Consider the following 26,229-nt stretch of genomic DNA (forward strand, 5'->3'; position numbering starts at 1 on the left):
GGTGCGCTGAGGCCCGGCCGACGTTCAGGCGGGTCCGGTGACGAGAGGAGTGGCGACGTCCATGAGCGTTCTGATCCTGGGTGGCACCGCCGAGGCACGCGAACTCGCGGCACGGCTCGTGGACACCGGCGTTCTCGTCGTGACGTCGCTGGCGGGCCGGGTCTCGCGTCCTCGGCTACCGGTCGGCGACGTGCGCGTGGGCGGTTTCGGTGGGGTCGACGGCCTCACCGCCTACCTGCGCGAGCACCGCGTGCGGGCGGTCGTGGACGCGACCCACCCGTTCGCCGTGGGCATCAGCCGCAACGCCGCCGAGGCATGCCCCCGCGCAGGTGTACCGCTGTTGCGGCTCGAACGGCCGGGTTGGGCGCGAACCGAGGGTTCCCGTGCCTGGCATTGGGTGGACGACCATGACGCCGCGGCCCGGGCGGCCGCACGCTTGGGCCACAGGCCGTTCCTCACCGTCGGGCGGCAGTCTCTCGACAGGTTCGTCGGGCCGCTGCGTGACCACGAGGCCCTCGTCCGCGTCGTCGATCCGCCCGAGATCGCGTTGCCACCGACGTGGCGACTGCTGTGCAGCCGGGGACCCTACGGTCTCGATGACGAGCGGGCGGTCATGGCCAAAGTCGACGTGTTGGTGACCAAGGATTCCGGCGGCACTCACACGGAAGCGAAACTCCTCGTCGCCGCCGCACGGGGCATCCCGGTCATCGTCGTGCGGCGGACTCCGCCACCGGCGGGAGTGAAGGTCGTCTCCGACGTCGTCGTCGCCGTGGAGTGGGCACGAACGCGAGCACAATAGCGACCACGACACTGACACCACCCGCTGCCCATGCGACCAGCGTGGCGAGCCGTGCCGCGCGCGGGAGTTCGGCGACTGTCGGAGCCGGGCCGTCGCCCAGCTCCGCGCGGTGCTCGACACGCGCGGCGTAGTGGTTGACCCCGCCGAGCGTGACACCGAGCGCGCCCGCGAAGGCCGCCTCGATGGGACCGGCGTTGGGGCTCGGGTGGCGAAAGGCATCGCGTTTCCAGACGCGCAGAGCGTCCGCACGGTCCCCGCCGACCGCCGGGGCCAGTGCCACTGCCAGCGCGGCGGCGACACGGGACGGCATGAGGTTGGCGACGTCGTCGACGCGGGCACTGGCCCAGCCGAAGCGGCGGTAGCGGGGACTGCGGTGGCCGACCATCGCGTCGAGCGTGTTGACGGCCCGGTAGCCCACCAGCCCGGGGATGCCGAGCGTCGCGCCCCAAAGCAGGGGAGCGACGACGGCGTCGGAAGTGTTCTCCGCCAGCGATTCCACCGCAGCGCGGCTCACCCCGTCGGCGTCGAGGTGGCGTGGATCGCGACCGACCAGGTGGGTCACCTGCTCGCGCGCGGCTGCGAGGTTGCCACGTTCTAGCTGCGCGGCGATGATCTCGCCCTCGCGCACGAGCGACCGGCCGCCGACCACGGTCCACGTCGCCGCGGCGGTGAGCAACGCCCTCGATGCCGGGGATCGGGCCGCACCCTGGGCCAGCGCGGCGACGGCGGCCAGGGGGACTACCACGGCCCCGTGGTGAACCACTCCGGACACCCGGCGGTCTCGGTACAGAACGGTCTCCAGCGCTCGCGCGTACTGGCCGAGTCCCGCCACCGGGTGGCAGCGGGCGGGATCGCCGAGGATTCGGTCCAGGACGAAGCCCAGGCCGAGTCCTACGGCCGTGGCGACACGGGCAGTGGCACGCGACCGGTCGTTTCCGTGCGTACTCACGGTTCGAGACCAGCCACAGCACCGATGACCGTCACGGCGGGAGCACCGATACCCGCGGCCGTCGCGTCGTCGACGATCTGGGCCAGGGAGCTGCGGACCACCCGTTGCGAGGCCAGCGTGGCGTCGGCCACCACCGCGCACGGGGTCGCGGGGTCGAGCCCACCCGAGACGAGTGCCGTGACGATCTCCGGGAGCGTGCGCACGCCCATGAGCACGACGAGTGTCGTTCCGGAGCGTGCCAGCGCGGTATAGTCCAGTGTGGACTTAGGGTGTCCCGGCGGTACATGGCCCGAGACGACCGTGAACCCCTGCACGAGTCCGCGATGGGTCACCGGGATACCGGCCACCGCGGGCCCGGCGATGCTCGACGTCACACCCGGCACCACACGCGTCGGGACACCGGCTTCCGCGCAGGCGATGACCTCCTCGAATCCGCGCCCGAAGACGAAAGAATCGCCGCCCTTGAGCCGCACGACTCGGCGGCCCGCCCGAGCGTGTTCGACGAGCAGCCGGTTGATCTCGTCCTGGCTCGTGGAACGGCCGTAAGGGATCTTCGAGACGTCCAGGACCTGCGCGTCCGGGGATGCCCAGGCCACGGCCTCCCAGGGGGCCAGCCGGTCGGCGACGACGACATCGGCTTCCTCGATCGCCGACCGCCCGGCGACGGTGACCAAGCCGGGGTCGCCCGGCCCCGCACCGACGAGCGTGACCTGCCCGGTGCGGTCCTCCGGAGTGGGGGCGGGTTCCGGTCGTCGTAGGGCGGCGGCGCGCACCACGACGTCGAACGACGATCCGTCGGGAGTCGTCGAAACCCACGTCAGCAGACCGCGGTGCGCGAGATCCTCCACCGCCGCGCACACCGTAGGTGCGGCGACCGTGACGTCGGCGCCCTCGCGCAGCAGCGCGCTCACCGTGGCGACGGCGGCCTCGCTGCCGTCGGTGACGAGCACCGATCGACCGGTGACATTCAGCTCCACGTGTCCTTGCTCCTCAACGTGGTCAACAGCTGCCGGGTGGCGGTGGGCTCGCGCACCGCGAGGCGAGCCCAGGTGCCGTCCAGGCCGGGGAACGTGTCAGCTCGGCGGACGGCGATGCCCACGGTACGCAGCCACGCGTGTGTTCCCCGGCCCAGCCTGGCGAGTACGAAGGGGGCAGCGGAGCCGGTGACCTCGACGCCGAGTTCGGCCAGTCCGTCGACGAGGATTCGGCGTTCTCGCACAGCACGTCGGGCTCGCTGTGCCTGTTCGGCGAGGGCGTCCGGTCCGCTGGCGGCGACGACGGCGGCGAGCGCCGGACCTCCGACCGACCACGGCGGTTGTTGCGCGCTCAGCTCGGCCACGACGGCGGGGTCCCCGACGACGTAACCGGCGCGGATACCCGGCATCGACCACAGCTTGGTCAGACTGCGGATGACCACGAGGCCAGGCGAGTGCTCGGAAGTCAGCGTCTCCGACTCACCGGGGACGAAATCCATGAACGCTTCGTCGACGACCACGACGCGTCCCGGGCGCATGAGCGACCGCAAGACGTCCGCCGAGTGCAGGCGGCCCGTCGGATTCGTGGGGTTGCCGACGACGACGAGATCGGCGTCGTCCGGGACGAGTGCCGGATCGAGAGTGAACCCGTCCTCGGGGCGGCACAGGACGTGGCCGACCTCGTGGCCGGCCGCGCGCAGTGCCACGTCCGGCTCGGTGAACTGCGGATGCACCACCACGGGGTGTCGCCACGGACGCGCCCGCGCCACCAGGACGAACGCCTCTGCCGCACCCGCGGTGAGCAGAACGTCGGTGCGATCCCGGCCATGGCGCCGGGCAACGGCCTCGTGGGCCTCGCTTGCGTCGGGATAGCGGGTGGACGCCGCGACACCCGCGTGCAGTGCGTCCTCCAACCAGCCCGGCCGGGGGAGGTGACTGACGTTGACGGCGAAGTCGAGCAGTCCGTCCCCGGCTTCGACGTCGCCGTGGTGGCGCAGCGGGTCGGTGAGCGCCACGTCGAGCACGGGAGTGACCGACAGACTTGGCGGCGGGCCGGGGGCGCGCTGGTGGGCACTCCCGGCGTGGACGGCGTCGGCGAATCGCTGGGCCTGGTCGGGATGGCCCGCCCAGTGCACGTGCAGGTACGAGGCGGACAGTGTCGGGCCGCCGAATCCCGCGGGCATACCGTCGACACTCCACACTGGACGCTCACCGTGTACCGGTGTGACCGTGGTGCGATGGAACTCGTGTGCGGTGGTGGACGTTCCCGCCTCACCGAGCAGCTGGTCCGGTCCGAGCACGGGACGCCGGTAGGCGAGCGTGAGACGCGGGGTCAGGACCGCTTCCGCGTCCAGCGCCCCGACCATCGGGTGCCCGTCCACGCTGCGGCACAGGTACAGCAGTCCGGCGCATTCGGCCACGGTCGGAACACCGTCGAGCACCGCCTCCCGAAGGTCGGCGCGCAGGCTCGTGTTGGCGGACAGCGCGGCGGCGTGCACCTCCGGAAACCCGCCACCGAGGTACAGCCCACGTGTGCCCGGGGGTAGGTGCGGATCGTGGGCCGGGTCGAACGTCGCGATGGTGCAGCCGGCCGCTTCGAGCAGCTCGGTCGTCTCGGCGTATCGGAACGTGAAGACCCGTCCCGCCGCCACGGCCACGACGGGCGAGTCGTTCGTGGCAGGACGCACGTGAGCGGCGGGGTTCCAGGGTTGCGCGTCGAGGTCGGGTGCTCCGTCGGCGAGTTCGAGGACGGCGTCGAGGTCGACGTGTTCGGCGACCCGCTCGGCCAGGGACTCCAGTGCCGCCGCGGCCTGTGCCCGTTCGGCGGCGGGGACGAGGCCGAGGTGTCGTGACGGGGCGCTGACGTGGTCGTCGCGGTGCAGAATGCCGAGCACCGGTACCCCCATGGCTTCCACTGCCGTCGCCGCCTCCGCCGCGTGGCGCGGTGAACCGGCCTTGTTCAGCACGACACCTGCGATGGTGAGGCCGGGCTGGAACGTGCGCATGCCGTGCACGACCGCGCCGATACTGCGTGAGGCGTGCGAGATGTCGACGACGAGGACGACCGGGGTGCGGGTGAGCGTCGCGATGTGAGCCGTCGACGCGAAACCCGCTCCGCCGATCTGCCCGTCGAACAGACCCATGGCCCCTTCCACCACAGCGACGTCCGCGCCCCGCGAGCCGTGCTGCAGCAGGGGGACGACCAGTGACTCACCGACCAGGTGCGGGTCGAGGTTGCGTCCGGGGCGGCCGGTGGCGAGAGCGTGGTAGCCGGGATCGATGTAGTCGGGTCCCACCTTGTGGCCGGAGACTGCGAGTCCCCGTCGAGCCAGGGCAGCCATGAGGCCGGTGGCGAGGGTGGTTTTGCCATGCCCTGAGGCGGGAGCCGCGACGAGAATGCGCGGAAGCTTCACCACTCGATGCCTCGCTGCCCCTTCTGCCCGACGTCCATCGGGTGTTTGACGTGGTGCATCTCGGTGACGAGGTCGGCCGCCTCGATCAAACGCTGGTCCGCTCGCCGACCGGTCACGACCACGTGTTGGTGCCCGGGCCGGTTCGTCAGCGTCTCCACGACGTCATCCACGTCGACCCAACCCCACTGCATCGGGTAGGTGAACTCGTCGAGCACGTAGAGCTGGTGGCGTTCGGAGGCCAGTCTGCGTTTGATCTCGGCCCAGCCCTCGGCCGCCGCGGCGGCGTGGTCGGCCTCGGTCCCGGACTTGCGCCTCCACGACCAACCCGAACCCATCTTGTGCCACTCGACGGGACCGCCTTCGCCGGTCTCGGCGTTCAGTGCGGCGAGTCGTTCGAGGACGGTCTGCTCACCGATGCGCCACTTGGCCGACTTCACGAACTGGAACACGCCGATGTCCCAGCCCTGGTTCCAGGCGCGCAGCGCCAGCCCGAACGCGGCGGTCGACTTTCCCTTGCCGTTGCCGGTGTGAATCATCAGCAACGGACGGTTGCGTCGTTGGCGGGTGGTGAGACCGTCGTCCGGCACGACCAGTGGTGTGCCTCGGGGCATCAGGCCACCCCCCGGCGAGGGGCGGTAACGCTGCGGACTACGCCGGTGAGGCCGTCCGCGGTGACCTCGCCCAACGGGATGTGCTCGGCACGGAGGTGGTCGGCGAGCTGTGCAGCCAGTCCCATCCGGAAGCGGCCGGTCTCGCAGTCGACCACAGCACTGTGGACTCCGGTCATGGCGAGGTGCCGGGCCACGATGTGTGCGCGCCTCAACGGGTCGCGTCCGGACGTGGCCCGGCCGTCCGTCACCACCACCAACAGCGGCCTGCGAGTCGGGTCCCGCAGCGCCTCGCGCCGCAGCAGTTCCGCCGAACACTTCAGGCCTTCGGCCAGGGGGGTGCGTCCTCCCGCGGGGAGATCGGCAAGGCGGCGCGAGGCGACGTCCACCGAACTCGTGGGCGGCAGCGTCACCTCGGCGCCGTGTCGCCGGAAAGTCACGAGTGCCACTGTGTCGCGACGGCGGTAGGCGTCCAGCAGTAGCGAGAGAACAGCGGTCTTGACCTGTTCCATGCGGCGGCGAGCGGCCATCGAACCGGAGGCGTCGACGCACAGCAGCACGAGATTCGATTCGCGGCCCAGAGCGTCGGCACGGCGCAGGTCATCGGGGGTGACGATCAAGCCACGGCGACCGATGAGACCACCGCGCCGTCGCTGGTGCGGCGCGGCCGCAACGATGGTGCCCGCGAGGTGTAGCCGGTCGTGCGCGCGCCCGTCGCGCCGCGACCCGATCACCGTGCCCTGAGGGGTCCGTGCGCGTGAGCGGCGCCCGGACTGGCCTTCTCCGGTGCCACGCACGACGAGCATGGGCGCCCGGCCTGGTCGACCGACCGCCGAGACCGAGGTGCGGGTCGGCGCGGCGGGCTCGTGGGGCTGTGATCCCTCCTGCGTGGAGGTGCCGCCCGACTGTGACGAGGGTGGCGCGCCGTCACCGGCGCCCCCCTCGGGTGGTTCGTCGGCTCCGCCATCGGGACCCGGGCCGTCAGGCTCGGGGTCTTCGGGGCCGAGCAGGTCGTCGAGCCGGTCTTCGTCGAGCCCCGGTTCGTCGAAGGGGTTGCGGCGACGGCGGTGTGGCAGCGCGAGCCGGGCCGCGGCGCGGATGTCGTCGCGAGTGACGTGGGTTCGGCCCTGCCAGGCGGCGTGGGCGGCCGCCGTCCGGGCGGTCACGAGGTCGGCGCGTAGGCCGTCGACGTCGAACGCGGCACAGATTTCGGTGACGGTCGTGAGCGTGTCGTCGGTCAGCGCGATCGTGCCCGCGAGGCGGCGAGCAGCGGCGAGGCGCTCGCGGAGGCTGCGTTGCGCGGCCTCCCAGCGTGCGGCGAACCCGGCCGGATCGGCGTCGAAGGCCAGGCGACGTCGCACGACGTCCGCGCGCACGGCGGGATCTCGGGGTGCGGCGACCTCGACGGTCAGACCGAACCGGTCGAGCAGCTGGGGGCGGAGTTCCCCCTCTTCGGGGTTCATCGTGCCGATGAGCACGAACCGCGCGGCATGTTCCACCGAGACACCGTCTCGTTCGACGCTCACGCGGCCGGTGGCGGCCGCGTCCAGCAGCAGGTCGACGAGATGGTCGGGCAGCAGGTTGATCTCGTCGACGTACAGCAGGCCGCGGTGGGCACGGGCGAGAAGGCCGGGTTCGAACTCCACGACGCCTTCACGTAGGGCCTTGTCGAGGTGCAGCGTGCCGGTGACCCGGTCGTCACCGGCACCGGCTGGGAGCTCGACCAGTCGCACGGGGCGGGTGACGACGACGGCGGTGTCCGGTGCGAAGGGGCCGTCAGGGGAGACCGCATGCGGATCGCCCGGGTCGACGGAGAAACGGTCGCCCTCGTACACGGAAACCGGTGGGAGTACCTCGGCGAGGCCGCGCACCGTCGTCGTTTTCGCGGTGCCCTTCTCGCCACGCACGAGAACGCCGCCGATGAGCGGGTCGATCGCGGTGAGAGAGAGGGCGAGGGTCATGTCGTCGGAGCCGACGACAGCCGAAAAGGGGTACTGCACTGGCATGTAGGGCTCCCGCTCGATCTGCCATGTGTTCCCGGACACGGGCGTGTCCGGGCGGATCGAGGCCGGTCTTCGGACTTCCCAGATCAGCGCCTGGGTCACCGCAGCGGGCCCTGTGCCGGATTCTCACCGGCTTCCCAGATTCTCCCCGTGGCATGAGCCGTGGGGCACCTCGAACCGTGTGATCACCATAGCCGCACCGGATCGTGCTGTGGGAGCGTGATCCTGTGAATGAACGCACAGTCGGCGCGTCGTTCCGGGGAACAGCTCTGCCGCGCGACGCCGACCAGTCAGGCGGGGCGGCGGGTGCGACCATGACCCTCAGGTGTGGCGAAACATGACACGCCTGGTTGCCGGCGCCGCACTGTCAGCCCTCGACCCGCACGTCCATCACGCCGGGAACCGTGTGGACGAGGCTGATCACCACGTCGCGTTCCGGGCTGTCGACGAACTCGCCGCGCACGACGGCGACCCGGTCCTTGACCTCGGCCGTCCAGCGTCGGTCCGGTGCGCTGTAGGCGTCGAGGACGGCCTGCACATGGGAGGCGACGACGTCGTCGGGGCGCACGAGCGGCCGGAGCACGTCGCGACGGCTCACGATCCCGACGAGCACTCCGTTGTCGACGACCGGCAGGCTGCGCACGCGGTCGGTCAGCATCCTCTGTGCGATGTCGTTGACGTCGGTGTGCGGCGATACGACCTCCACGGGCCGGTTCATCACGTCACCGACCGTGCGTGACGGCGGCACCGACGGGGCATGCCGAACTTCCTCCGCTGCGCGGATCGCGTCGACTTCGGTGATCATTCCGATGACGCGGCGCTCCTCGTCGACCACGGGAAGACCGGCGAACCCGCCTTCGGTCAGTTTCACCACCGCGTCCATCAACGGCGAGTCGGCTGTCGTCGTCACGACGGGCCTCGTCATGATGTCGGACGCTTCCATGCGGTCACCCCCTCACTCCTGCGACACCCATGGAGTTGCCCGTTGTGGCGGGGTCGGGTCAGGGGCTTAGGTCCCGATGCCGGGCGCACGCGCGTCGGTGTGATCTTTCTCGTGTCCCGCCCCGATGCTTGGACCTCCTACTCGCGACGGGTCCCGGGTTCCCCGGTCACCGAGCCGATCGGCACGCCCCTGAGGAGCCGGTGCGCGCGCGGTCGGCCAGGAACTCGTCGATCTCGGTGGCGCTCGGCGCAGTGGCCGGCCCGTGGCGCAGAACCGACAGCGCGGCCGCCGCGTTGGCCCGCGTCGCGGCCGTGGCGAGGTCGATGCCGTCGAGCAGTCCCGCGGCGAGCACTCCGCAGTGCGTGTCACCGGCGCCGTTGGTGTCGACCGGGGTGACGGGGAAACCGGGAACGCGCCGCACCTCGCCGTCGTGTGCGAGCACACAGCCGTCCGGCCCGTCGCGCACGATGACCGCCGCGTCGCGGGCGACCCGGTCGGCCAACGCGCGGGCCGCCGACCCGGGATCGGCGACGCCGGTCAGCACCTCGGCCTCCCTCGCGTTGCAGCTCAGCACGTCCACTCCGGACAGCACCCGGTCCAGCACGTCCGACGGGACGTCGCCCACCAGCGGCCCCGGGTCGAACAGCACCGAGGACACAGAGAGGCCGGGAAGCCACCCCAGCAGCGCCGTCCGGTTCGAGCCGTGCAGGAGGCTGTAACCGCTGAGGTAGACGACGTCCTCGGTGCCGACCTCGACCGTCGCCAACGACTCGGGCGGCAGGCCCGCCTCCGCGCCGGTGCCGGTGACGAAGGTGCGCTCGCCGCTGTCGTCCACGAGCACCACGCACACACCCGTGTCCCGGCCCTCGATGGGCGGTTGGGCCACGGCGATGCCCTCGTCGCGCAACGCGGCGCGGGTCTGGTCGCCGAACCTGCCGTCGCCGTGCGCTCCTGCGTAGAGCACCCGGGCTCCGGACCGCGCGGCGGCGGCCATCACGTTGAAGCCGCCGCCGGGCAGCAGCACCGTGTTCGAGGCGAGCACGTCACCGCCCGCCTCGGGCACGGCGGCCACGCGCATGACCAGGTCCAGGACGACCTGGCCCGTGTGCACGAGCCGTCCCGTCATCGTTCGTCGCCCTCCACCACGCGGGCGCCGCCCAGCAGTGCGTACACGCCGGCGGCCACGACGAACGTGATCACCCAGCCCATGCCGTTCTGCCCGAACCACGTGTCGACCAAGAACCCGCGGAACCAGACGTCGTCACCGGAGCCTGCCGTGACGAACTGGTAGCCCGCCACGATCGCGATCGCCCAGGCGCCGAACGCCCGGGGCTCCACGCCGCCGCGGTACCAGTAACGGCTGGAGCGCGTCACGTCCATCACGCCCTCGGGGTCGTAGCGCCGACGGCGGATCATGTCGACGAGGAACACGCCGACCCATGCCGTGATCGGGATGGCGAGCAGGCTGATGAACGTGATGAACGGCGTGTAGAAGCTGTCCGCGATCAACATGAAGTAGATCGCGCCGACGAACGTCACCGCCACGTCGAGGATCACGGCGTAGACGCGCTTGGTGCGGATGCCCAGCGTCAACGTGGTGAGCCCCGCCGAGTACACCGAGAGGTGGTTCGACAGCAGCAGTCCGCCGAAGGCCGCGACGAGGTACGGGACCGCCATCCAGGCGGGCAGCATGTCGCGGATGGCGGCGACCGGGTCGCCCGCCTCGGCGAGCGTCGGGTCACCGGCGGAGAGCAGGCTGCCGAGCGAGATGAGCAGGACCAGCGGGATCCCCGCGCCCGCGGCCGCCGACGCGACGAGCGAACCCGCCCGCACGGTCGGGGACTGGTAGCGCGACATGTCCGCCGAGGCGTTGGCCCAGCCGATACCGGTGCCGGCGGCGATTGTGCCGACACCGGCGATCATCGCGCCGAGCGACGCGGGGGAGGCCGCGCCGACCGCCTGCCAGTCCACCGTCGTCACGAGGCTCACCGCAACCACGATGTTCAACGCGCCGAAGACCCACGTGGCCCAGCGCTGCACGGCCACCAGCACACGGTGGCCGAGGCCGGACACGATCACGGTGAGCAGGACGAACACGGCGATGCAGAGCAGAGTCAGCAACGGCACGTCCTTCGCGTTCGTGCCCGTGCCGAACACGATCGCGAACAGCGACAGCAGCGCGAATGCCGCGGTGGTGGTGTTGACGGTCTCCCACCCGAGGCGCGAGATCAGCGACACCAGGGTGGGGCCCGCGTTGCCCCGGACCCCGAACACCGCGCGCGACAGCGTCAGACCCGGCGCGCCGCCACGGCGCCCCGCGATGGACACTACGCCGACGATCGCGAACGAGCCCACCGCGCCGAGGACGGCCACGATGACGGCCTGCCAGAACGCCAGGCCCTGGATGGCCACGAGCGTCGCGCCGAGAGGCAGGCCCAGGATCGAGATGTTCGCCGCGAACCAGACCCAGAACAACTGCATCGGGTGGCCGTGGCGTTCGGACTCGGGGACCGGTTCGATCCCGCGGGTCTCCAGCGCTCCCTCGGTGGACGGGGCCACAGTGCCGCCGTCCGCCGTCGTGTTGGTCATGGACGTCTCCTCCATTGGAACGTGCCCGGCCGCGTGCTGCGGAGCTGGAGCAGCCCGTCGGCGACAGGGTCGAGATCGAGCCCGTTGACCTCCCGCACCGTGGTGGTGAGGTCAACGGGAAGCCCGGAAAGCCCGTGCTGGGCGCCGAGTACGGCACCGCAGATGGCGGCCACGGTGTCCGTGTCGCCACCGAGTTCGGCCGCGAGGGTGAGCGCCTGCACGGGTCGGTCGCCGAGTGCCTCGGCCAGAGCGAAGGCGGCGACGACGGATTCCTGCGACGCGACGGACGTGCCGATCACGTCGCACACCGCGTCGGCGAGGGTGTCGGGGTCCATGCCGCGCACCCAGCGGCGGGCCCAGCGAATACGCGCCGCGATGTCGCCACCGGCACTCCAGTGCCCGCGACGGGCTCCCGCCGCGGCGGCGTCCTCGGCATGGTCGAGTGCGGTCGAGGCGTCGGCGCCCTCCAGACCGGCAGACACCGCGGCGGCGACCGCTGCGGCCGCCGCGATGCCGAGGCTCGTGTTGTGCGTCAGTTTGCTCGCGTCGACGACGGCGTCGAGCAATCCGTCGAGATCGGGCGGCGTGGCGATGGCTACAGGCGTGATCCGCATGGCCGCACCGTTGGTGGTGCCCGTCCGGCCGGCCTCCTCGGGGTCCACGCCGGATTCCAGAAGTTCGAGTGCCCGCTTCGTGGAGGGCCCCAGCAGGTCGGCCAGTTCCCGACGGATCATGTCGGCCTCCCAGTCCAGCAACGCCCGGGCGAAGGCCTTCGGATCGATGCGCCCGCCGCCGTCGATGAGCAGCTCGGCGACGAGCAGCGCCTGCTCGGTGTCGTCGGTGACGGTGCCCGCCGGAAGGCCGGGGGAGATGGGCTGCGCCGACACGGCGTCGACCAGCGAACGGACCGGACCGTAGTGACGCCGGATCGCCTCGCGGGACATGGATTGCGTGGGCATGCCCAACGCGTCCCCCAGAGCCAGGCCGGTCAGCGCACCGAGAGCACGGTCGCGAATCTGCATGTGACGGAATTCCTCTTCACGGTCGGCAGCACTGTGTCGGTGGAGCGCTCGCCCGCTGCGGTCGTCAGCGCTCATGACGACCGTCCGAACGCGAGCCGGAACTGGAACCGCGCCGGGTCGAGCAGGCTGACGACGTGCTCGACGAGGCGCCCCTGTGCGTCGGTGCTCGTGCGCACCGCGCGCAGGAACAGCTCGCCCTCCTGCCGCTCCAGCAGCTCCGCCGTGTGAGCGGTGAGCGGCTCGGTGCCGATCCACTGCTCGCCCCGGTACGCGCGCAGGCCGGCCGCGTCGAGTGTGGCGGTCAGCGAGTCGTCGACGAGCCCGTCCTCCGGCAGACTCGCCAGCTCGCCGGTGGCCGGCACCAGCGCGACCTCGTAGGACACGGGGCCCGCCGTGCGGTCGCGGCGCAGGCGGCGAACCGCGACGAACTCGTCGACGGCGTAACGGCGGGTGAGTTCGTCGTCGGTGGTGCGCTCGATCCCGAGTAACTCCGTGCTGATGTCGAAACCGGAGCGGGCCAGCGCGGTGGCCCAGCCGACGGTCTGGTCGAGGGTGATCCCGTCGAAGGTGACGAACGACCCGACTCCGCTCTGCGTGGCGATCAGGTCCTGACGCTGGAGTTCGGACAGGGCGCTGCGAACCGTTCCGCGGCTGACCTGGTAGCGCTCCGCGAGCTCGTTCTCCCCGGGGAGCTGGTCGCCGTAGGAGAGTGCGCCCGAACGGATCTGTCCCGAGAGATCGGCGACGAGCCGATCCCGCTTGCTCATTCGAACCTGACCGGTCCTGTACATACCTGTACATTATCAGGGGCCAGAAGGCGGCTTCGCCCGAGCGGGCGATCCTCGGGCGAGGCTTTCCCGGCGTACGCGGGGCACACGCTGATCGGCCGGTGGTTTCTCCGCTGCGGCCGGTCCGCGGGGCTTCTAATCTGCGGGTGAATCAGCGTCTCGACAGGTCTCGACAGTGAGCGAGGTTTCGCGATGACCACCCTTCCCGTCGGCTACACCTACAACGACAGCAGCCTCGAGTCGTCCCCCGTCAGCATGCCGATCCTGGGCGAGCTCCTGCAGGACGTCATGTGGAACGAGGACGACTCCCGGGCGTTGCGCCGGGCCGGTGAGATCCTGACGCCGCAGACGTCGGAGATCCTCGACGCCTGGTACGACTTCATCGGGTCCACGCCCCATCTCGTCTCCACTTTCCGGGGACCGGACGGCAAGCCCGACCAGGCCTACCTCGACAAGGTGCGCGGGCGGTTCGAACGGTGGATCGTCGACCTCTGCACCCGGGACTTCGACGCGCAGTGGCTCGCCTACCAGGAGGAGATCGGGAAGCGGCACACCCCGGACAAGAAGAACCGGACCGACGGAGTCGACTCCCCGTCCACGTACGTGCCGATGAGCCACCTGATCGCGCTGATCGTTCCCGTCACGGTGACGGTGCGGGAGTTCCTCGAACTGGGAGCGTCCGAGGACGACAACGTGGACGCCATGCAACAGGCGTGGTTCAAGGCGGTCACCCTGTCCGTGGCGCTGTGGACCCGCCCGTACGCCCCAGACCTCTGGTGATGCCCGACTGACCGACACGCCGTGTCCGCGAGCTGTGCACGCGTGTCCGCGAGTTGCGACACCGTGTCCGCCGTCTGTGCACGGATGTTCGCGCCTCCCGTACGCCCGGGTCTGACATAGCACCGTGTCCGCGGGCTGCGTACGCGTGTTCGCGTCGCACGCCGCGGACACGCGTGCGGGAGGTGCGGACACGCGTGCGGGAGGTGCGGACACGCGTGCGGGAGGTGCGGACACGCGTGCGGGAGGTGCGGACACGCGTGCGGGAGGTGCGGACACGCGTGCGGGAGGTGCGGACACGCGTGCGGGAGGTGCGGACACGCGTGCGGGAGGTGCGGACACGGCGATCGATAGGGTGGCGGGCATGACTGCCGGCCTGCTGCGTTCGCCCACTTCGGCCGACCGGCGAGCTCGTGTGGCCGTCGCCGTGCTCTTCTTCACCAACGGAGCCCTCTTCGCCAACCTGTTGCCGCGCTTCCCGCAGATCAAGGCGGATCTCGGGATCGGGAACGCGGCGTACGGGCTGGCCGTGGCCGCGTTCCCGACCGGTGCGATCGCCGCGGGCCTCATGGCCGGTGTGCTGATCCGCACGTGGAACTCGGCGCGGGTGGCCGTCGCCGGAACCCTGCTGACCGGCGTCGGCATCCTCGCCGCGAGCGTGGCGAACTCGGTGCTGCTGTTCGCCGCGGGGTTGTTCGTGGCAGGCGCGATGGACGCGATCACCGACGTCGGTCAGAACGCCCACGGCCTGCGCGTGCAGCGTCGCTACGGGCGGTCGATCATCAACTCGTTCCACGCTGTCTGGTCCATCGGGGCCGTCACCGGTGGAGCGATGGCGGCGGGGGCGATCGCCCTCGACGTGCCGCGAGGGCCGCACCTGTTGGTCGCGGTGGTGCTGTTCTCGATCGTCGCCTGCGTGGCGCTGCGCTTCTGCCTGCCCAGCCCCGACACGGACGCCGCTGCAGGCCACGACGTCGGCGACCCGGAACGGACGGCGCCTGCGCGAGGCCTGCGCACCACCTGGGTGCTCGCCGCGCTGGTGGTCATCGCCACGGCCGGCACGCTCGTCGAGGACGCGGGCAACTCGTGGGCGGCGCTGTATCTGGCGGAGTCGTTGCACGCCTCGGCGGCCCTGGCGGCCTCCGGCTACATCGCGCTCGTCGGGGCCCAGTTCGTCGGCCGCCTCCTCGGCGATCGGCTCGTGAACCGCTTCGGGCAACGCGCGGTGGCCCGCGCCGGTGGGTTGATCGCCGCGGTCGGGATGGGGACGGCGTTGGCGTTTCCCACGGTGCCCGGCACGATCGCGGGTTTCGCGGCCGCCGGACTGGGTGTGGCCACGCTGGTCCCGGCGGCCATGCACGAAGCGGACGAGCTGCCTGGGCTCAAGGCGGGCTCCGGGTTGACCATCGTCTCGTGGCTCATGCGCGTGGGATTTCTGGCCTCTCCGCCGATCGTGGGGCTCGTGGCCGACGCGACGAGCCTGCGGGTGGGCCTGCTGGTGGTGCCTGTCGCCGGATTCCTCGTCATCGTGCTCGCCGGTGTGCTCAAGGGGCGACGCTGGTGACCGGCTGATGGGGTTCGGTGGTGGGTGCGGCCGAGCGACACGCACCCACCGCCGAAGTCGTCGCGCGGCACACCGGCCGCGACAGGGTCACAGGCGTTCGGCCACCTGCACGATGCGGTGCGCGGCGTCCACCGCGGCCTGGTGGTCCTGCGAGAAGTTGAGCCGCACCGACTCGGGGAAGTCGCCGAACTCCGGACCACGGGTGACGGTGACCGCCGCCTCGGTACGAAGCCTGGCGACGAACTCGTCGACCCGCCCCTTCGCGGCGGGCACGTCCAAGAACAGGTAGCTGCCGCCCTCGGTGAGGCGCGTGCTGACCGCGTCGCTGGCGGTGAACACCGAGTGCAGGTCGTCCCGGATCCGGGCGTGGTCGGCGATGCGCTGATCGAGCCAGCCCTCGGACTCGGCGAACCACGGTTCCAGCGCCGCCTGCATGTAGCCCGCGGCGCGCAGTGACACGACGCCCTGGAGCTGCTCCATGCGGTCGACGATCGCCGGGGGAGCGATGGCGACCCCGACGCGGCAACCGGACACGGATTCGGTCTTCGACGGGCCGATGAGGGTCAGGCACCGTTCGGCCGCCTTCGCGCGCAGGTGGGTGAACGGGCGCTGGTCGAAGATCTGGCGCGAGTAGAGCTGGTCGACGACCACGAAGGCGTCGAATTCGGCGGCGAGCGCGGCGATGGACTCGATGTCGTCGGGGGTGTAGACGGCGCCGGTCGGGTTGTTCGGGTTGGAGAACACCAGCAGTCGCGCGCCGTCGGCGAAGGCGGAGCGGAGCGCGTCGAGGTCGAGGCGAGCGGGTTCGCCCGCGGTCGTGCGGTAGTCGAGCTCGACCGCAACGGGGGTGGCCTCGAGGTATTCGACGATCTTGCGGTTGGCGAAGTAGTCCGGCGCGACGACCGCGACCTTGTCACCGCGCTCGACCAGCGACGAGAGGGCGAGGAAGAGGCCGCCCTGCGTCCCCGGGGTGATGATGAGTTCGCTCGCGGGATCGATCGGCGCGCCGGTGAACGCGCTCAGCCGCTGGGCCACGATCTCGCGGACGAAGGCGTGCCCGCGGTAGGGCGAGTACGCGTAGCGCCCGCCGTCGCGCAGGGCCGCCGTGACGGCGTCGATCACCTCGGGCGGTGGGGTGAACGCGGTGACGTCGCCGTGGGAGAAGTCCACGTGGCGCAACCCCGACGGGACCTCGGTGCGCTCCTGACCGGGTGCGTGGTCGGCGTTCATGCGCTGGAAGCGGTACGGGGCGGGCCAGGGGGCCACTGCCATGTCATCCATCCTCTCGAAACCTTCGCCTGTTGCGCCTGGAGCGGAAGGGCTCACGAGCGGACGCGAGAATCGCTCACCAGGACGTCGCGGTCAGTGTGCTGCCGACAGGATTGAATGTCAACATTCAACATTGACCTCGTGGCATACTGGTCCGCATGCGAACACCAGCTCCGCTCGGGCCCGTCACAGCCCGTGGCATCGCCGCCGAGGCCGCCCACATGATCCGCGAGGCGATCATGAACGGAACCTTCCGTCCGGGCGAGGAGCTCAGAGAGGGTGCGCTGGCCGAGTCTCTCGCGGTGAGTCGGGGTTCCGTGCGCGAGGGGCTGTCCATTCTGGAGCGCGAGGGCATCATCCGTACCGGTTGGCATCGGCCCGCCACGGTGATCCCGGCGTCCCGTCACCATGCCAGGAGCCTCTACCGGCTGCGCGCGGGGCTCGAACGCATCGCGGCCCAGGGTGCCGCGGAGCAGGCTCGAGAGGGGGCCTCCGGCTTCGCGGAGCCGCTGGAGCGGTTGCGGACCGCCTTGTCGGACGGCGCCGAGCGCAGCGGAGTGGTGCGAGCCGACCTCGAGTTCCACGACGCCGTCTACGCGTTGGCGGACAACGCCCCGCTGACCAGTGCGTGGCAGGCCATCCGCTCCCAGATCCGCCTGTACCAGCTGCTGCGCAGCACCGAGCCCGAGACGGGGTACGACTCCTCGCTGGTCAGCGAGCACGAGCAGTACGCGGACATCGTGGCGTCGGGCGACGAGGAGGCGGCCGGCCGCTACGCCGAACGGCACGTGGAGTCGGCACTCGAGGTGCTCCTGGAGCGGCTCGCCGACTGAGGCCGGCGCTGCCGCCGAGCGGCAGCTCGTCGAAAGTCAATGTTGACATTCGACGTTGGCGGTGTGATGGTGGTGCCCACCTCAATTCGGCCCCCCCGGCCGGAGAAGCGTCCGCCGAGGCTTCTCCGCGGGCTCTCACCGGATCCCCGCCCCCGATCGTCGATCGACGGACACGGCACCGGTGACGACGACTGTCCAAAGGAGGATCATGTCGAGGTCCATCGATCTCATTGCCGACCTCGGCGAGGGGTTCGGCTCCTGGACGATGACAGACGACGACGCGCTCACCCGCATCGTCACGTCGGCCAACATCGCGTGCGGCTTCCACGCGGGGGACCCCTCCACCATGCGCGACACGGTCGCTCTCTGCGTCGATCGCGGTGTCGCCGTCGGAGCCCACCCGAGTTTTCCCGACCTCCGGGGTTTCGGGCGGCGCCCGATCGAGCTGGCGCCGTCGGACCTGGAGGCCGACGTGCTCTACCAGCTCGGTGCTCTCGACGCCTTCCTCCGACCCCACGACCGACGCTTGAACCATGTGACTCCGCACGGCAGCCTCGGCAACATGACCGCGGTCCGCGAGGACTACGCGCGCGCCGTGGCCCGGGCCGTGCGTACCTTCGACCCGCAGCTCACGGTGGCGTACCAGGAGAGCTGGATGACGCGCGCCGCCGAGGAGGAGGGACTGCCGGTCGCGCGGATCGGCTTCGCCGACCGGGGCTACAACGACGACGGCACACTCGTCGGCCGGAACTCGCCCGGCGCTTTCGTGACCGACGCCGACGAGGTCGCGGAGCGTGCCGTGCGCATGGCCGTTGAGGCAGTCGTCACCACGGTCACTGGCACGTCCCTGTCGATGCCGGTCGACAGCATCCTCGTCCACGGCGACAGCGCGACCGCCGTCGCCAAGGCCGCCACCGTCCGGCAGCGGCTCGAAGCCGCCGGCGTGACCGTCGCCGCGTGGTCCGATCGCTGACCCGTTCGCTCCGTACTCTTCCCGCAGAAGGGATCACCCATGAGTGATGTCGAGAACCGCGACGGGGCCGCTCCGGCCACGTCGTCCCGGGGCACGTTCGCCTCCCGACTCCTCCCGCTCTTCGGTGCCATCGCCCTGATGGCCACGAGCGCCATCGGACCAGGGTTTCTGACCCAGACCGCCACGTTCACCCAGCAGCTCGGTGCGGCGTTCTCGTTCGGGATCCTCATCTCGGTGCTGCTCGACCTCGCGATCCAGCTGAACGTGTGGCGCGTCATCGGCGTGTCCGGTCTGCGTGCCCAGGAGCTGGCGCAGCGGGTCCTTCCGGGGCTCGGCGTCGTCCTCAGCATCATCGTGTTCGTGTGCGGCTTCATCGCCAACATGGGCAACGTGGCCGGTGCGGGACTGGGGCTCAACGTCCTGTTCGGGCTGGACCCCCGGTGGGGGGCCGTCATCACCACCGCGCTCGCCCTCGTCATCTTCCTCAACCGGTACTTCATCAAGATCATGGACCGGACGACCGTTCCGCTCGGCCTTGTCATGCTGGGGCTGACGCTGCTCGTGGCGGTCGTCAGCACCCCGCCCGTGGACCAGGCGGCGCTGCAGACGGTGGTTCCGGACCAGATCGACATCCTCGCGATCACGACGATCGTGGGCGGCACCGTCGGCGGCTACATCACCTACGCCGGTGCGCACAAGCTGCTGGCCAGCGGCATCTCCGGCCCCGGCAAGGTGCGACAGATCGCGAACACGTCGGCCATGGGAGTGCTCGCGACCGGCGTCATGCGCTGGCTGCTGTTCCTCGCCGTGCTGGGCGTCGTGTCGACCGGTGCGGTGCTCGACGTCACCGACAACCCCGCCGCCGACGCGTTCCAGGCCGCCGCGGGCGACATCGGCTTCAAGATCTTCGGCGTCGTGCTGTGGGCCGCCGCGATGACGTCGGTGATCGGGGCGTCCTTCACCTCGATCTCGTTCATCTCGACGTACTCTCGGCGTCTGCGGGACCGCGAGGGCCTCGCGGTGAGCGCGTTCGTCGTGGCCTGCTGCACCGTGTTCCTGCTGGCCGGGCAGACGCCGGTCACCGTGCTGGTCTTCTCGGGCGGCTTCAACGGCCTGGTGCTGCCTCTCGGCTTCACGGTGACCATGTGGATCGCCTGGCGTCGCCGCGACCTGCTGAGGGGCTACCGCTACCCGAGGTGGCTCATCGTCGTGGGCGTCGCGGGCCTCGTCGTGTCGTACGTGCTCGCGGTGCTGGCGTTCGAGCCGGTGTTCGCGCTCCTGCAGTGACCCGTTCGAGAAGGAGAGATCGATGACCCTGGAAACGTGGCGCTCGCTCACCCCGGAGCAGGCTCGGCGGAGGCTGAGGGACGGCTACACCGGCACGACGTCGGGCTGGTGCGACGGGTGGGCGCAGGCCAACCTGCTCGCCGTGCCCCGGGAGCAGGCGTTCGACCTGATGCTGTTCGCTCAGCGGAATCCGAAGGCGTGCCCGCTGCTGGACGTCTTCGATCCCGGTGCGAGGAGCAGCGCCCGGTTCCAGGGCGACATCACCACGGACCTGCCCGCCTACCGCGTGTACGAGCGGGGAGAGCTGGTCGCCGAGAAGACCGAGGTGACCGGGCTGTGGCGCGACGACCTGGTGGCCTTCCTGTTCGGTTGCTCGTTCAGCTTCGAGCGGGCGCTGACGGAGGCCGGCATCGAGATGCGGCACACGACGGCGGGCAGGACGGTGCCGATGTACCGGACGACGATCGCCTGCGAGCCCGCGGGCGTGTTCTCGTCCTCGATGGTGGTGTCGATGCGCGGTGTGCCGGCGAGCCGCGTGCCCGACGCCGTGCGGATCTGCGCCCGGTACCCGGCCGTGCACGGCGCGCCGGTGCACATCGGTGACCCCGCCTCGATCGGGATCACCGACCTGGACACTCCGGACTGGGGCGACCCGCCGGTCCTGCGGGACGGCGACGTCCCCGTCTTCTGGGCCTGCGGGGTGACACCCCAGGCCATGGTCATGGAGTCCCGACCGGAGTTCGCCATCGCTCACGCGCCGGGCCGGATGGCCATCACCGACATCCGTGAAGCGGATCTGATCACACCGTAGGGAGGTGGCATGGAGGGCGGAGTCCACATCTCGTCGCAGGGCGACGCGGCCCTGCGGGTCCGGTTCACCGCGGACGACGCCGAGGAACGCTGGCGCGGCGTGCGCCGTCTGGTCTCGCGCCTCGACGAGCTGCGGCTCCCGGCGATCAGCGGTGTCGCGGCCACCTACGACTCGGCGCTGATCGAGTTCGACAGCCTCGGCATCAGCCCGGAGGATCTCCGGTCGCTGCTCCACTACGTGAGCACGCGGGCCGCGGCGGTGAACTCCCTGCCCTCCATGCCCTCCAGCGGAGTCCCGGCCGGCGAGGAACCGCGGTACTTCCGGGTCCCGGTCCGTTACGGCGGAGACCGAGGCCCCGATCTCGCGCTGGTGGCGGAGCTGTTCGGGGAGAGCGAGGACGACCTGATCGCGCGGCACAGCGCGGACTGGTACCTGGTGCGGTGTTTCGGCGCGCCCGCGGCCTCGCCGATGATGGACGGACTCGGCCGCGAGGTCTCGGTTCCCCGCCGATCGGATCCCCGGGTCCGAGTGCCCGGTGGGTCGGTCGCGCTGGCCGGTGTCCAGTCGCTGATCTACTCGGTGAACGCGCCGGGTGGGTGGCAGCTGATCGGGCACACGCCCGTGGAGCTCGTGTCCGCCCACAGCGACGAGGTGTGCGCCTACCGCCCCGGTGACTACGTGGGCTACTTCCCGATCACCGACGCCGAGTGGGATCGGTACGAGGGTTCGCCGATGGAGGAGTTCCGTGTCGAGCGGGATTAGCACGGCCACCGTGGTCGAGGCCAACTTCGCGATGCTGCAGGACGCCGGGCGTCCGGCCGGAGCGTCGTGGGGCATCGCCGCGAACGGCGCTCTGGACCAGTTCTCCTACCACTACGGCAACGCGCTGGTGGGCAACCCGACGAGCCTGCCGTCCCTGGAGACCGTGCTGACGGACCTCGTCGTCCGGTTCGACCACGCGGCGGTGGTCGCCGTGACCGGAGCACCCGCCGTGGTCACCGTCGACGGGCACCCGGCGCGGTCGAACCAGGCGACGATCGTGCCCGCGGGCGCGGAACTGGCGGTGCGGGAGATCCGAGAGGGCCTGCGCTGTTACGTCAGCGTGTTCGGCGGCTTCCAGGGTGGGCAGACGTTCCTCGGCAGTGTGGCTCCGGACCGCACCCTGAAGTTCGGGTTGGACCTCGTTCCGGGACTGGAACTGCGTTACGGCTCCGGCGAGCGCCTCGACACGCGTGCCCGCGAGTATCCGTTCCCCGTCCTGGACCCGCCGCGCCGACCGTTTCCGGCGGCAGGGCAGCTCGGTGTGCTCCCGGGCGAGAATGCCGACCTCTTCGAGGACTCGGCCGCGGAGCTGTTCGCGGCCGAGTACGTCATGACGGAGAAGACCGACGCGGTGGGCTCGCGGCTGTCCGGCCACGTCCCCCGGCGCCACACGCACGGCGAGATCCTCTCGCGGGCGCTGCCGATCGGGTCGATCGAGGTGCCCGGCGGCGACGAGCTGCTGGTGTTGAACCGCGGGCGTGGTCTGTCCGCGGGCTATCCCGTGGTCGGCGTCATCTGCACGTCGTCGATGAACGAGCTCTCGCAGACCCGTCCCGGAGCCGCGGTGCGGTTCGTACCGATCACCGAGGAGGACGCTCGCCGGCTGCGGTTCCGGGAGGCGGAGGTCGTCCAATCCACCCGCGAACGGATGGCGACGATCCTCGACTCCCCGCGGGTGGGCGGAGCCGGTGAACGGAGAACTCACGAATCGAGGAGAAGATGACGCACTCGGAGCTGGCCGGACTGTCCGTCCCGACACCGCAAGGCCACTACCGGCCGGTGCGGCGCTGCGGGGACATCCTCGCGACCGCGGGAATGACCCCGCGCGTGCGGGGCGAGATGCGGTACCCGGGGCGAGTGGGCGCCGAGCTGTCCCTCGACGACGCGCGGGACGCGGCCCGGATCGCGGTCCGCAACGCGCTGATGGCGCTCACCGTCGAGGACGAGGGACTCCAGCGCGTGCGGTTGCTCAGGATGACGGTGTACGTGTCGGCGGTCGACGGGTTCGCCGAGCACTCGGCCGTCGCCGACGCGGCGTCGGACGTGGTGGTGCGCGTGCTGGGTGAGCGGGGCGCGTGTGCTCGCTCGGCCATCGGCGTGGCGTCGCTGCCCGGCCGGGCGTGCGTCGAGATCGAGCTGACGGCGCTGGTCGAGCAGCGCTGAGCGGGCGCCGCGACGGTCGTCACCGCGTCGCGGTCGGGGCGCCGGAGGGTTTCCCCCGTGTGAGTGGTGGTAGTCGATCGCCAGGCACGCTGGCGCCCCCGTGTGGTCGCCTCCCCGGACGCACCCAGGAGGAAGCCATGGAACCACCCCGCATCCTGGTGGTCGGCGGAGGGTTCGCCGGAGTGGAGTGCGTGCGCCGCCTGGAACGGCTGCTGTCCCCGGAGGAAGCGTCGATCACGCTGGTCGCCCCACGCAACTACCAGCTCTACCTGCCGTTGCTGCCGCAGGTGGCGTCGGGAATGCTCACCCCGCAGTCGGTCGCGGTCTCCCTGCGGAGGTTGCTGCGTCGCACGCGGATCGCGCCCGGTGCGGCGCTCGGTGTGGACCTCGACACCAAGGTCTGCGTCGTGGAGGGCCTGTCGGGGCGCATGCGGATCGAACCGTACGACTACCTGGTGCTCGCCCCCGGCAGCGTCACCCGCACGTTCGACATCCCCGGGTTGGCCGAGCACGCGCGCGGGATGAAGACCCTCGCGGAGGCGGCCTACCTGCGCGACCACGTGATCGCCCAGCTCGACATCGCCGCAGCCGCACCGGAACACGAGGAGAGGGAAGCCCGCCTGCAGTTCGTCGTCGTGGGCGGAGGCTACTCGGGAACGGAGACGGCGGCGTCGCTGCACCGGCTCACGGCCGCGGCCGTCGACCGCTATCCGGGGCTCGACCCTCGGGTGATCAAGTGGCATCTCGTCGACATCGCTCCCCGGCTGATGCCCGAACTCGGGGAGAGCCTCGGTGACGCCGCGATGAACCTGCTGCGGCAACGCGGTATCGACATCTCGCTGGGCGTGTCGGTGGCCGAGGTCCAGGCCGACACGGTGAAACTGACCGACGGCCGGGTCCTGCCGTGCCACACCCTCATCTGGACCGCGGGGGTGCAGCCGAGCCCGCTGATCGGCACGCTCGACGTCGAGACGGTGCGCGGGCGCGTGAAGGTCACCGAGTACATGGACGTGCCGGGCAGGCACGGTGTGTTCGCCGTCGGTGACGCCGCCGCGGTGCCCGACCCGTCCAAGGGCGACGGAGCCGTGTGCCCGCCCACCGCGCAGCACGCGCAGCGGCAGGGCAAGACGGTCGCGCGCAACGTCGTCGCGGCACTGCGCGGGTATCCGCTGCAGCCCTACCGGCACAGGGACATGGGCCTGGTCGTGGACCTGGGTGGCGCGGACGCGGTCGCGAACCCACTCGGGGTGTCGCTGAAGGGACTGCCCGCGCAGACGGTCACCCGCGGCTACCACATGCTGGCGCTGCACACGCGCGTCGCCAAGGCGCGGGTGCTGACGAACTGGTTGCTCAACGCCACGGCGGGCGACGACTACGTCCGGATGGGCTTCCTCGCCAACCAGCCGGCGACGCTGCGGCACCTCGAGCGCACGGACGCCTACCTGAGCCCGGAGGAGTTGCGCGCCTACACGGAAGCCTCCGACGTGCGCGGCTAACCCTCCGACGGGGATTCCGGGGGTACGGACGGAAGCCAGGCTCGAACCACGTAGGCCACCACGACCGAGACGATGACCAACGGCATCACGACGAGGCCGCTGGAGAGCAGCAACAGCGTGGCCAGGAGCACCGACACCAGCGGCAGCCCGAGCATCGTCACGCACAGGGCCCCGATGCCCATGGCGGCGGCCGGAACGGGAGTCAGGCCGGGCAGGTGGGACAACGCCAGCCCTGCGGTAGCGCCGAGGAACATCGCCGGGAACACGGGCCCGCCCCGAAACGCGCTCAACGAGACGCCGTATGCGAGTGCCTTGGCTCCGAGCAACAGCACCAGCGTCCCGGCCGAGTACTCGCTGCTGTGCTCCAGCAGGGGGCCCAATGCCTCCTGCCCGGAGAAGAGCACGTCGCTCGTGCTCTTCCCGGTGAGGACGGCGTAGAGGCAGGCCAGCAGGCCCACGACCAGGCCCGCTGCCGTCGTGGCCACGACGACGCGTCGCCGCACCCAGCCGCGCAGCACCGCGCCGAGATGGCGGATCGCCGTCCCCAGCAACGCCGCCCCGACACCGATGACGACGGCCCAGCAGAACTGCGCCACGGTCAGCTCGCGCACCTCGGGCAGGTTCGGGATCACCAGCGACGGCTTCACCAGGCCGGTCACCGAGTCCAGGCCGACGAAGATGAGCGCCCCGAGCCCGGACGCCAGCAGCCCCGGCACGAGCAGGACCGACGTGAGCCCCGTGCCCGCGCTCGCGATCTCCATCAGCAGGAACGCGCCGAGGAGGGGAGAGCCGAGCAACGTGCTGATCGCGGCGAAGCTGCCCGCGGCGCCGATCAGGGCCACGGCCTGTTTCGGGGCACCCCGTTTCAGCGCGCGGACCGCCAAGGCCGCGAGCCCGCCCCCGAGCGCGATCAACGGTGCTTCGGGCCCGAGCACCGCGCCGAACGCGAGCGTGCCCAGTGCCGCGAGCGCGATGCCGGGTAGGTGCCGGGCCGTGGGCGGGCCGCCCGGGGAGAAGCCGTCCACCGGGGACTCGCCGCCGGATCCGGGCAGGTACCGGATCACGAGCCCCACGACCAGTCCGCCGAACGCCACCAGTGGCAGCGGCCACCACACCGGTTCCCGGCCGAGGCCGAGTGCGTGCGGCAGCTCGCCGAACAACCCACGCTGCGCGTACAGCGAGAGCTGGAGGAACCCGTACGACGCCAGTGCGACGGGGACACCGAGCAGACCCGCCAACGCGAGCGCGGCGAGGTAGTGGCGGGAGCGCAGCAACTCCGCGGGAGTGCGTGGCCGGCTCGCAGCAACTGAATCGGGGGGAATGCCCTGATCTCCCGGGTGCTTCGAGGTCACGGGGCCCCTCCCGCAGGTGGCCGTCACGGACGGGATCGGTCAGGCGCGTTCGAGAGCTTCGCCGAAGTCCCGCAGGAAGAGCGCGTGCCGGTTGTGGGCGAGGACGTGGCCGGTGACGAGCACGGCCACCACCGGCCAGTCGACCACTCCCACGGCCCCGAGGGTCACGACCCCGCCGAGGAACGCGAGCTGGTCCGAGGGCGGCAGTTCGAGGGTGCCGAGGAAGGGAACGTTGATCCGGCACGAACTGCGCTTGGCGGCCGTGCGCACAGCCTGCGCGTTGTCCCCACCGGTGTGACCGGTGCCGGTGGTCTGCTCGGAGGCGCCGCTGTGGCTGTCCATGTCCCCAGTGTGCGGCCGTGGCGGGTGAGGTGCACGCGACCGCGGCGTCGGTGGGGCGGCACGTCGTTCGCCACCCTGCCGGGGCGGCGTGGCGTGCGTAGGCTCGGTCGAGCAGAGACCCACCGGACCTCACCGGCGGCTCGGCGGCGACCACACACGTTCGGCGGCGGGCCTCGCGACCGAGCGTGAGGGGAGCACAGAGATGGCCCTGCAAGTGATCGATTTCCCCGG

Annotated in this window: 24 protein-coding genes and 1 riboswitch; of the genes, 11 read left to right on the plus strand and 13 right to left on the minus strand. The window is 71.1% G+C overall.

What is annotated here, in order from left to right; translation table 11 throughout:
• Positions 1-61 precede the first annotated feature (61 nt).
• The gene (locus tag SACAZDRAFT_RS01880) at positions 62-799 is read left to right on the plus strand and encodes a cobalt-precorrin-6A reductase (RefSeq protein ID WP_005438110.1); all 738 of its coding nucleotides are present in this window, start codon (positions 62-64) and stop codon (positions 797-799) included.
• Here SACAZDRAFT_RS01880 and SACAZDRAFT_RS22215 read toward each other — a convergent pair.
• From SACAZDRAFT_RS22215 to SACAZDRAFT_RS01930, 10 genes are all read right to left on the minus strand, one after another.
• Positions 705-1,748 carry a cobalamin biosynthesis protein gene (locus SACAZDRAFT_RS22215; RefSeq protein ID WP_005438118.1) on the minus strand — a complete coding sequence of 348 codons (1,044 nt, stop codon included), beginning with the start codon at positions 1,746-1,748 and terminating at the stop codon, positions 705-707. The two genes, SACAZDRAFT_RS01880 and SACAZDRAFT_RS22215, sit on opposite strands and share 95 nt — an antisense overlap.
• Positions 1,745-2,725 carry a uroporphyrinogen-III C-methyltransferase gene (cobA, locus tag SACAZDRAFT_RS01890; protein ID WP_005438120.1) on the minus strand — a complete coding sequence of 327 codons (981 nt, stop codon included), beginning with the start codon at positions 2,723-2,725 and terminating at the stop codon, positions 1,745-1,747. The genes SACAZDRAFT_RS22215 and cobA overlap by 4 nt, the downstream gene beginning before the upstream one ends.
• The gene (locus SACAZDRAFT_RS24050) at positions 2,716-5,139 is read right to left on the minus strand and encodes a cobyrinate a,c-diamide synthase (protein ID WP_005438122.1); all 2,424 of its coding nucleotides are present in this window, start codon (positions 5,137-5,139) and stop codon (positions 2,716-2,718) included. The genes cobA and SACAZDRAFT_RS24050 overlap by 10 nt, the downstream gene beginning before the upstream one ends.
• Positions 5,133-5,747, minus strand: coding sequence for a cob(I)yrinic acid a,c-diamide adenosyltransferase (gene cobO, locus SACAZDRAFT_RS01900; protein WP_005438124.1), 615 nt, complete (start codon positions 5,745-5,747; stop codon positions 5,133-5,135). Before cobO ends, SACAZDRAFT_RS24050 begins: the two co-directional genes overlap by 7 nt.
• Positions 5,747-7,750 carry a magnesium chelatase subunit D family protein gene (locus tag SACAZDRAFT_RS01905; RefSeq protein ID WP_037295011.1) on the minus strand — a complete coding sequence of 668 codons (2,004 nt, stop codon included), beginning with the start codon at positions 7,748-7,750 and terminating at the stop codon, positions 5,747-5,749. The genes cobO and SACAZDRAFT_RS01905 overlap by 1 nt, the downstream gene beginning before the upstream one ends.
• A gap of 43 nt (positions 7,751-7,793) precedes the next feature.
• Positions 7,794-7,937: riboswitch (cobalamin riboswitch) on the minus strand.
• Positions 7,938-8,114: 177 nt separating this feature from the next.
• Positions 8,115-8,690: a CBS domain-containing protein gene (locus SACAZDRAFT_RS01910; RefSeq protein ID WP_005438127.1), complete on the minus strand. Its 576-nt coding sequence runs from the start codon at positions 8,688-8,690 to the stop codon at positions 8,115-8,117.
• 166 nt (positions 8,691-8,856) lie between these two features.
• Positions 8,857-9,816, minus strand: a complete 960-nt coding sequence (locus tag SACAZDRAFT_RS01915) for a PfkB family carbohydrate kinase (protein WP_005438129.1) — start codon at positions 9,814-9,816, stop codon at positions 8,857-8,859.
• On the minus strand, positions 9,813-11,279 hold the full coding sequence (locus SACAZDRAFT_RS01920) for a purine-cytosine permease family protein (protein WP_005438131.1): 1,467 nt from the start codon (positions 11,277-11,279) through the stop codon (positions 9,813-9,815). Before SACAZDRAFT_RS01920 ends, SACAZDRAFT_RS01915 begins: the two co-directional genes overlap by 4 nt.
• Entirely contained in the window at positions 11,276-12,301 is a 1,026-nt protein-coding gene (locus SACAZDRAFT_RS01925) for an ADP-ribosylglycohydrolase family protein (RefSeq protein WP_005438132.1), read from the minus strand. The genes SACAZDRAFT_RS01920 and SACAZDRAFT_RS01925 overlap by 4 nt, the downstream gene beginning before the upstream one ends.
• A 71-nt stretch (positions 12,302-12,372) precedes the next feature.
• Positions 12,373-13,068 carry a GntR family transcriptional regulator gene (locus SACAZDRAFT_RS01930; RefSeq protein WP_005438133.1) on the minus strand — a complete coding sequence of 232 codons (696 nt, stop codon included), beginning with the start codon at positions 13,066-13,068 and terminating at the stop codon, positions 12,373-12,375.
• Between the two features lie 213 nt (positions 13,069-13,281).
• On the opposite strand from SACAZDRAFT_RS01930, the gene SACAZDRAFT_RS01935 reads away from it, so the two are divergent.
• Both SACAZDRAFT_RS01935 and SACAZDRAFT_RS01940 read left to right on the plus strand, forming a co-directional pair.
• Positions 13,282-13,869 (plus strand): protoglobin domain-containing protein, encoded by a 588-nt coding sequence (locus SACAZDRAFT_RS01935; RefSeq protein WP_005438134.1) that lies wholly within the window; start codon positions 13,282-13,284, stop codon positions 13,867-13,869.
• 361 nt (positions 13,870-14,230) lie between these two features.
• Positions 14,231-15,430 carry an MFS transporter gene (locus SACAZDRAFT_RS01940; protein ID WP_005438135.1) on the plus strand — a complete coding sequence of 400 codons (1,200 nt, stop codon included), beginning with the start codon at positions 14,231-14,233 and terminating at the stop codon, positions 15,428-15,430.
• Positions 15,431-15,517: 87 nt separating this feature from the next.
• Here the strand turns inward: SACAZDRAFT_RS01940 and SACAZDRAFT_RS01945 are convergent, their stop codons facing one another.
• Positions 15,518-16,702 (minus strand): pyridoxal phosphate-dependent aminotransferase, encoded by a 1,185-nt coding sequence (locus tag SACAZDRAFT_RS01945; protein WP_005438136.1) that lies wholly within the window; start codon positions 16,700-16,702, stop codon positions 15,518-15,520.
• Between the two features lie 155 nt (positions 16,703-16,857).
• Here SACAZDRAFT_RS01945 and SACAZDRAFT_RS01950 point away from each other — a divergent pair, with 155 nt between their 5' ends.
• From SACAZDRAFT_RS01950 to SACAZDRAFT_RS01985, 8 genes are all read left to right on the plus strand, one after another.
• Positions 16,858-17,532 carry a GntR family transcriptional regulator gene (locus SACAZDRAFT_RS01950; RefSeq protein WP_005438137.1) on the plus strand — a complete coding sequence of 225 codons (675 nt, stop codon included), beginning with the start codon at positions 16,858-16,860 and terminating at the stop codon, positions 17,530-17,532.
• Positions 17,533-17,740: 208 nt separating this feature from the next.
• Positions 17,741-18,505, plus strand: coding sequence for a LamB/YcsF family protein (locus SACAZDRAFT_RS01955; RefSeq protein WP_005438138.1), 765 nt, complete (start codon positions 17,741-17,743; stop codon positions 18,503-18,505).
• A 39-nt stretch (positions 18,506-18,544) separates the two neighbouring features.
• The gene (locus tag SACAZDRAFT_RS01960; RefSeq protein ID WP_005438139.1) at positions 18,545-19,792 is read left to right on the plus strand and encodes an NRAMP family divalent metal transporter; all 1,248 of its coding nucleotides are present in this window, start codon (positions 18,545-18,547) and stop codon (positions 19,790-19,792) included.
• Between the two features lie 22 nt (positions 19,793-19,814).
• Positions 19,815-20,603 (plus strand): putative hydro-lyase, encoded by a 789-nt coding sequence (locus tag SACAZDRAFT_RS01965; RefSeq protein WP_005438141.1) that lies wholly within the window; start codon positions 19,815-19,817, stop codon positions 20,601-20,603.
• A gap of 9 nt (positions 20,604-20,612) precedes the next feature.
• A complete protein-coding gene (locus tag SACAZDRAFT_RS01970) occupies positions 20,613-21,365 on the plus strand; it encodes a 5-oxoprolinase subunit B family protein (protein WP_005438143.1) in 753 nt (250 codons plus the stop codon).
• Positions 21,349-22,368, plus strand: a complete 1,020-nt coding sequence (locus SACAZDRAFT_RS01975; protein ID WP_005438144.1) for a 5-oxoprolinase subunit C family protein — start codon at positions 21,349-21,351, stop codon at positions 22,366-22,368. Before SACAZDRAFT_RS01970 ends, SACAZDRAFT_RS01975 begins: the two co-directional genes overlap by 17 nt.
• Positions 22,365-22,808 carry a RidA family protein gene (locus tag SACAZDRAFT_RS01980; protein ID WP_005438146.1) on the plus strand — a complete coding sequence of 148 codons (444 nt, stop codon included), beginning with the start codon at positions 22,365-22,367 and terminating at the stop codon, positions 22,806-22,808. The genes SACAZDRAFT_RS01975 and SACAZDRAFT_RS01980 overlap by 4 nt, the downstream gene beginning before the upstream one ends.
• Before the next feature lie 137 nt (positions 22,809-22,945).
• On the plus strand, positions 22,946-24,304 hold the full coding sequence (locus tag SACAZDRAFT_RS01985; protein WP_005438148.1) for an NAD(P)/FAD-dependent oxidoreductase: 1,359 nt from the start codon (positions 22,946-22,948) through the stop codon (positions 24,302-24,304).
• Here SACAZDRAFT_RS01985 and SACAZDRAFT_RS01990 read toward each other — a convergent pair.
• Both SACAZDRAFT_RS01990 and SACAZDRAFT_RS01995 read right to left on the minus strand, forming a co-directional pair.
• Positions 24,301-25,656, minus strand: a complete 1,356-nt coding sequence (locus SACAZDRAFT_RS01990; RefSeq protein WP_005438150.1) for a chloride channel protein — start codon at positions 25,654-25,656, stop codon at positions 24,301-24,303. The two genes, SACAZDRAFT_RS01985 and SACAZDRAFT_RS01990, sit on opposite strands and share 4 nt — an antisense overlap.
• A 39-nt stretch (positions 25,657-25,695) precedes the next feature.
• Positions 25,696-25,998, minus strand: coding sequence for a hypothetical protein (locus SACAZDRAFT_RS01995; protein WP_005438151.1), 303 nt, complete (start codon positions 25,996-25,998; stop codon positions 25,696-25,698).
• Positions 25,999-26,229 lie beyond the last annotated feature (231 nt).

It is taken from the genome of Saccharomonospora azurea NA-128 (assembly GCF_000231055.2).
GTDB lineage: Bacteria > Actinomycetota > Actinomycetes > Mycobacteriales > Pseudonocardiaceae > Saccharomonospora > Saccharomonospora azurea.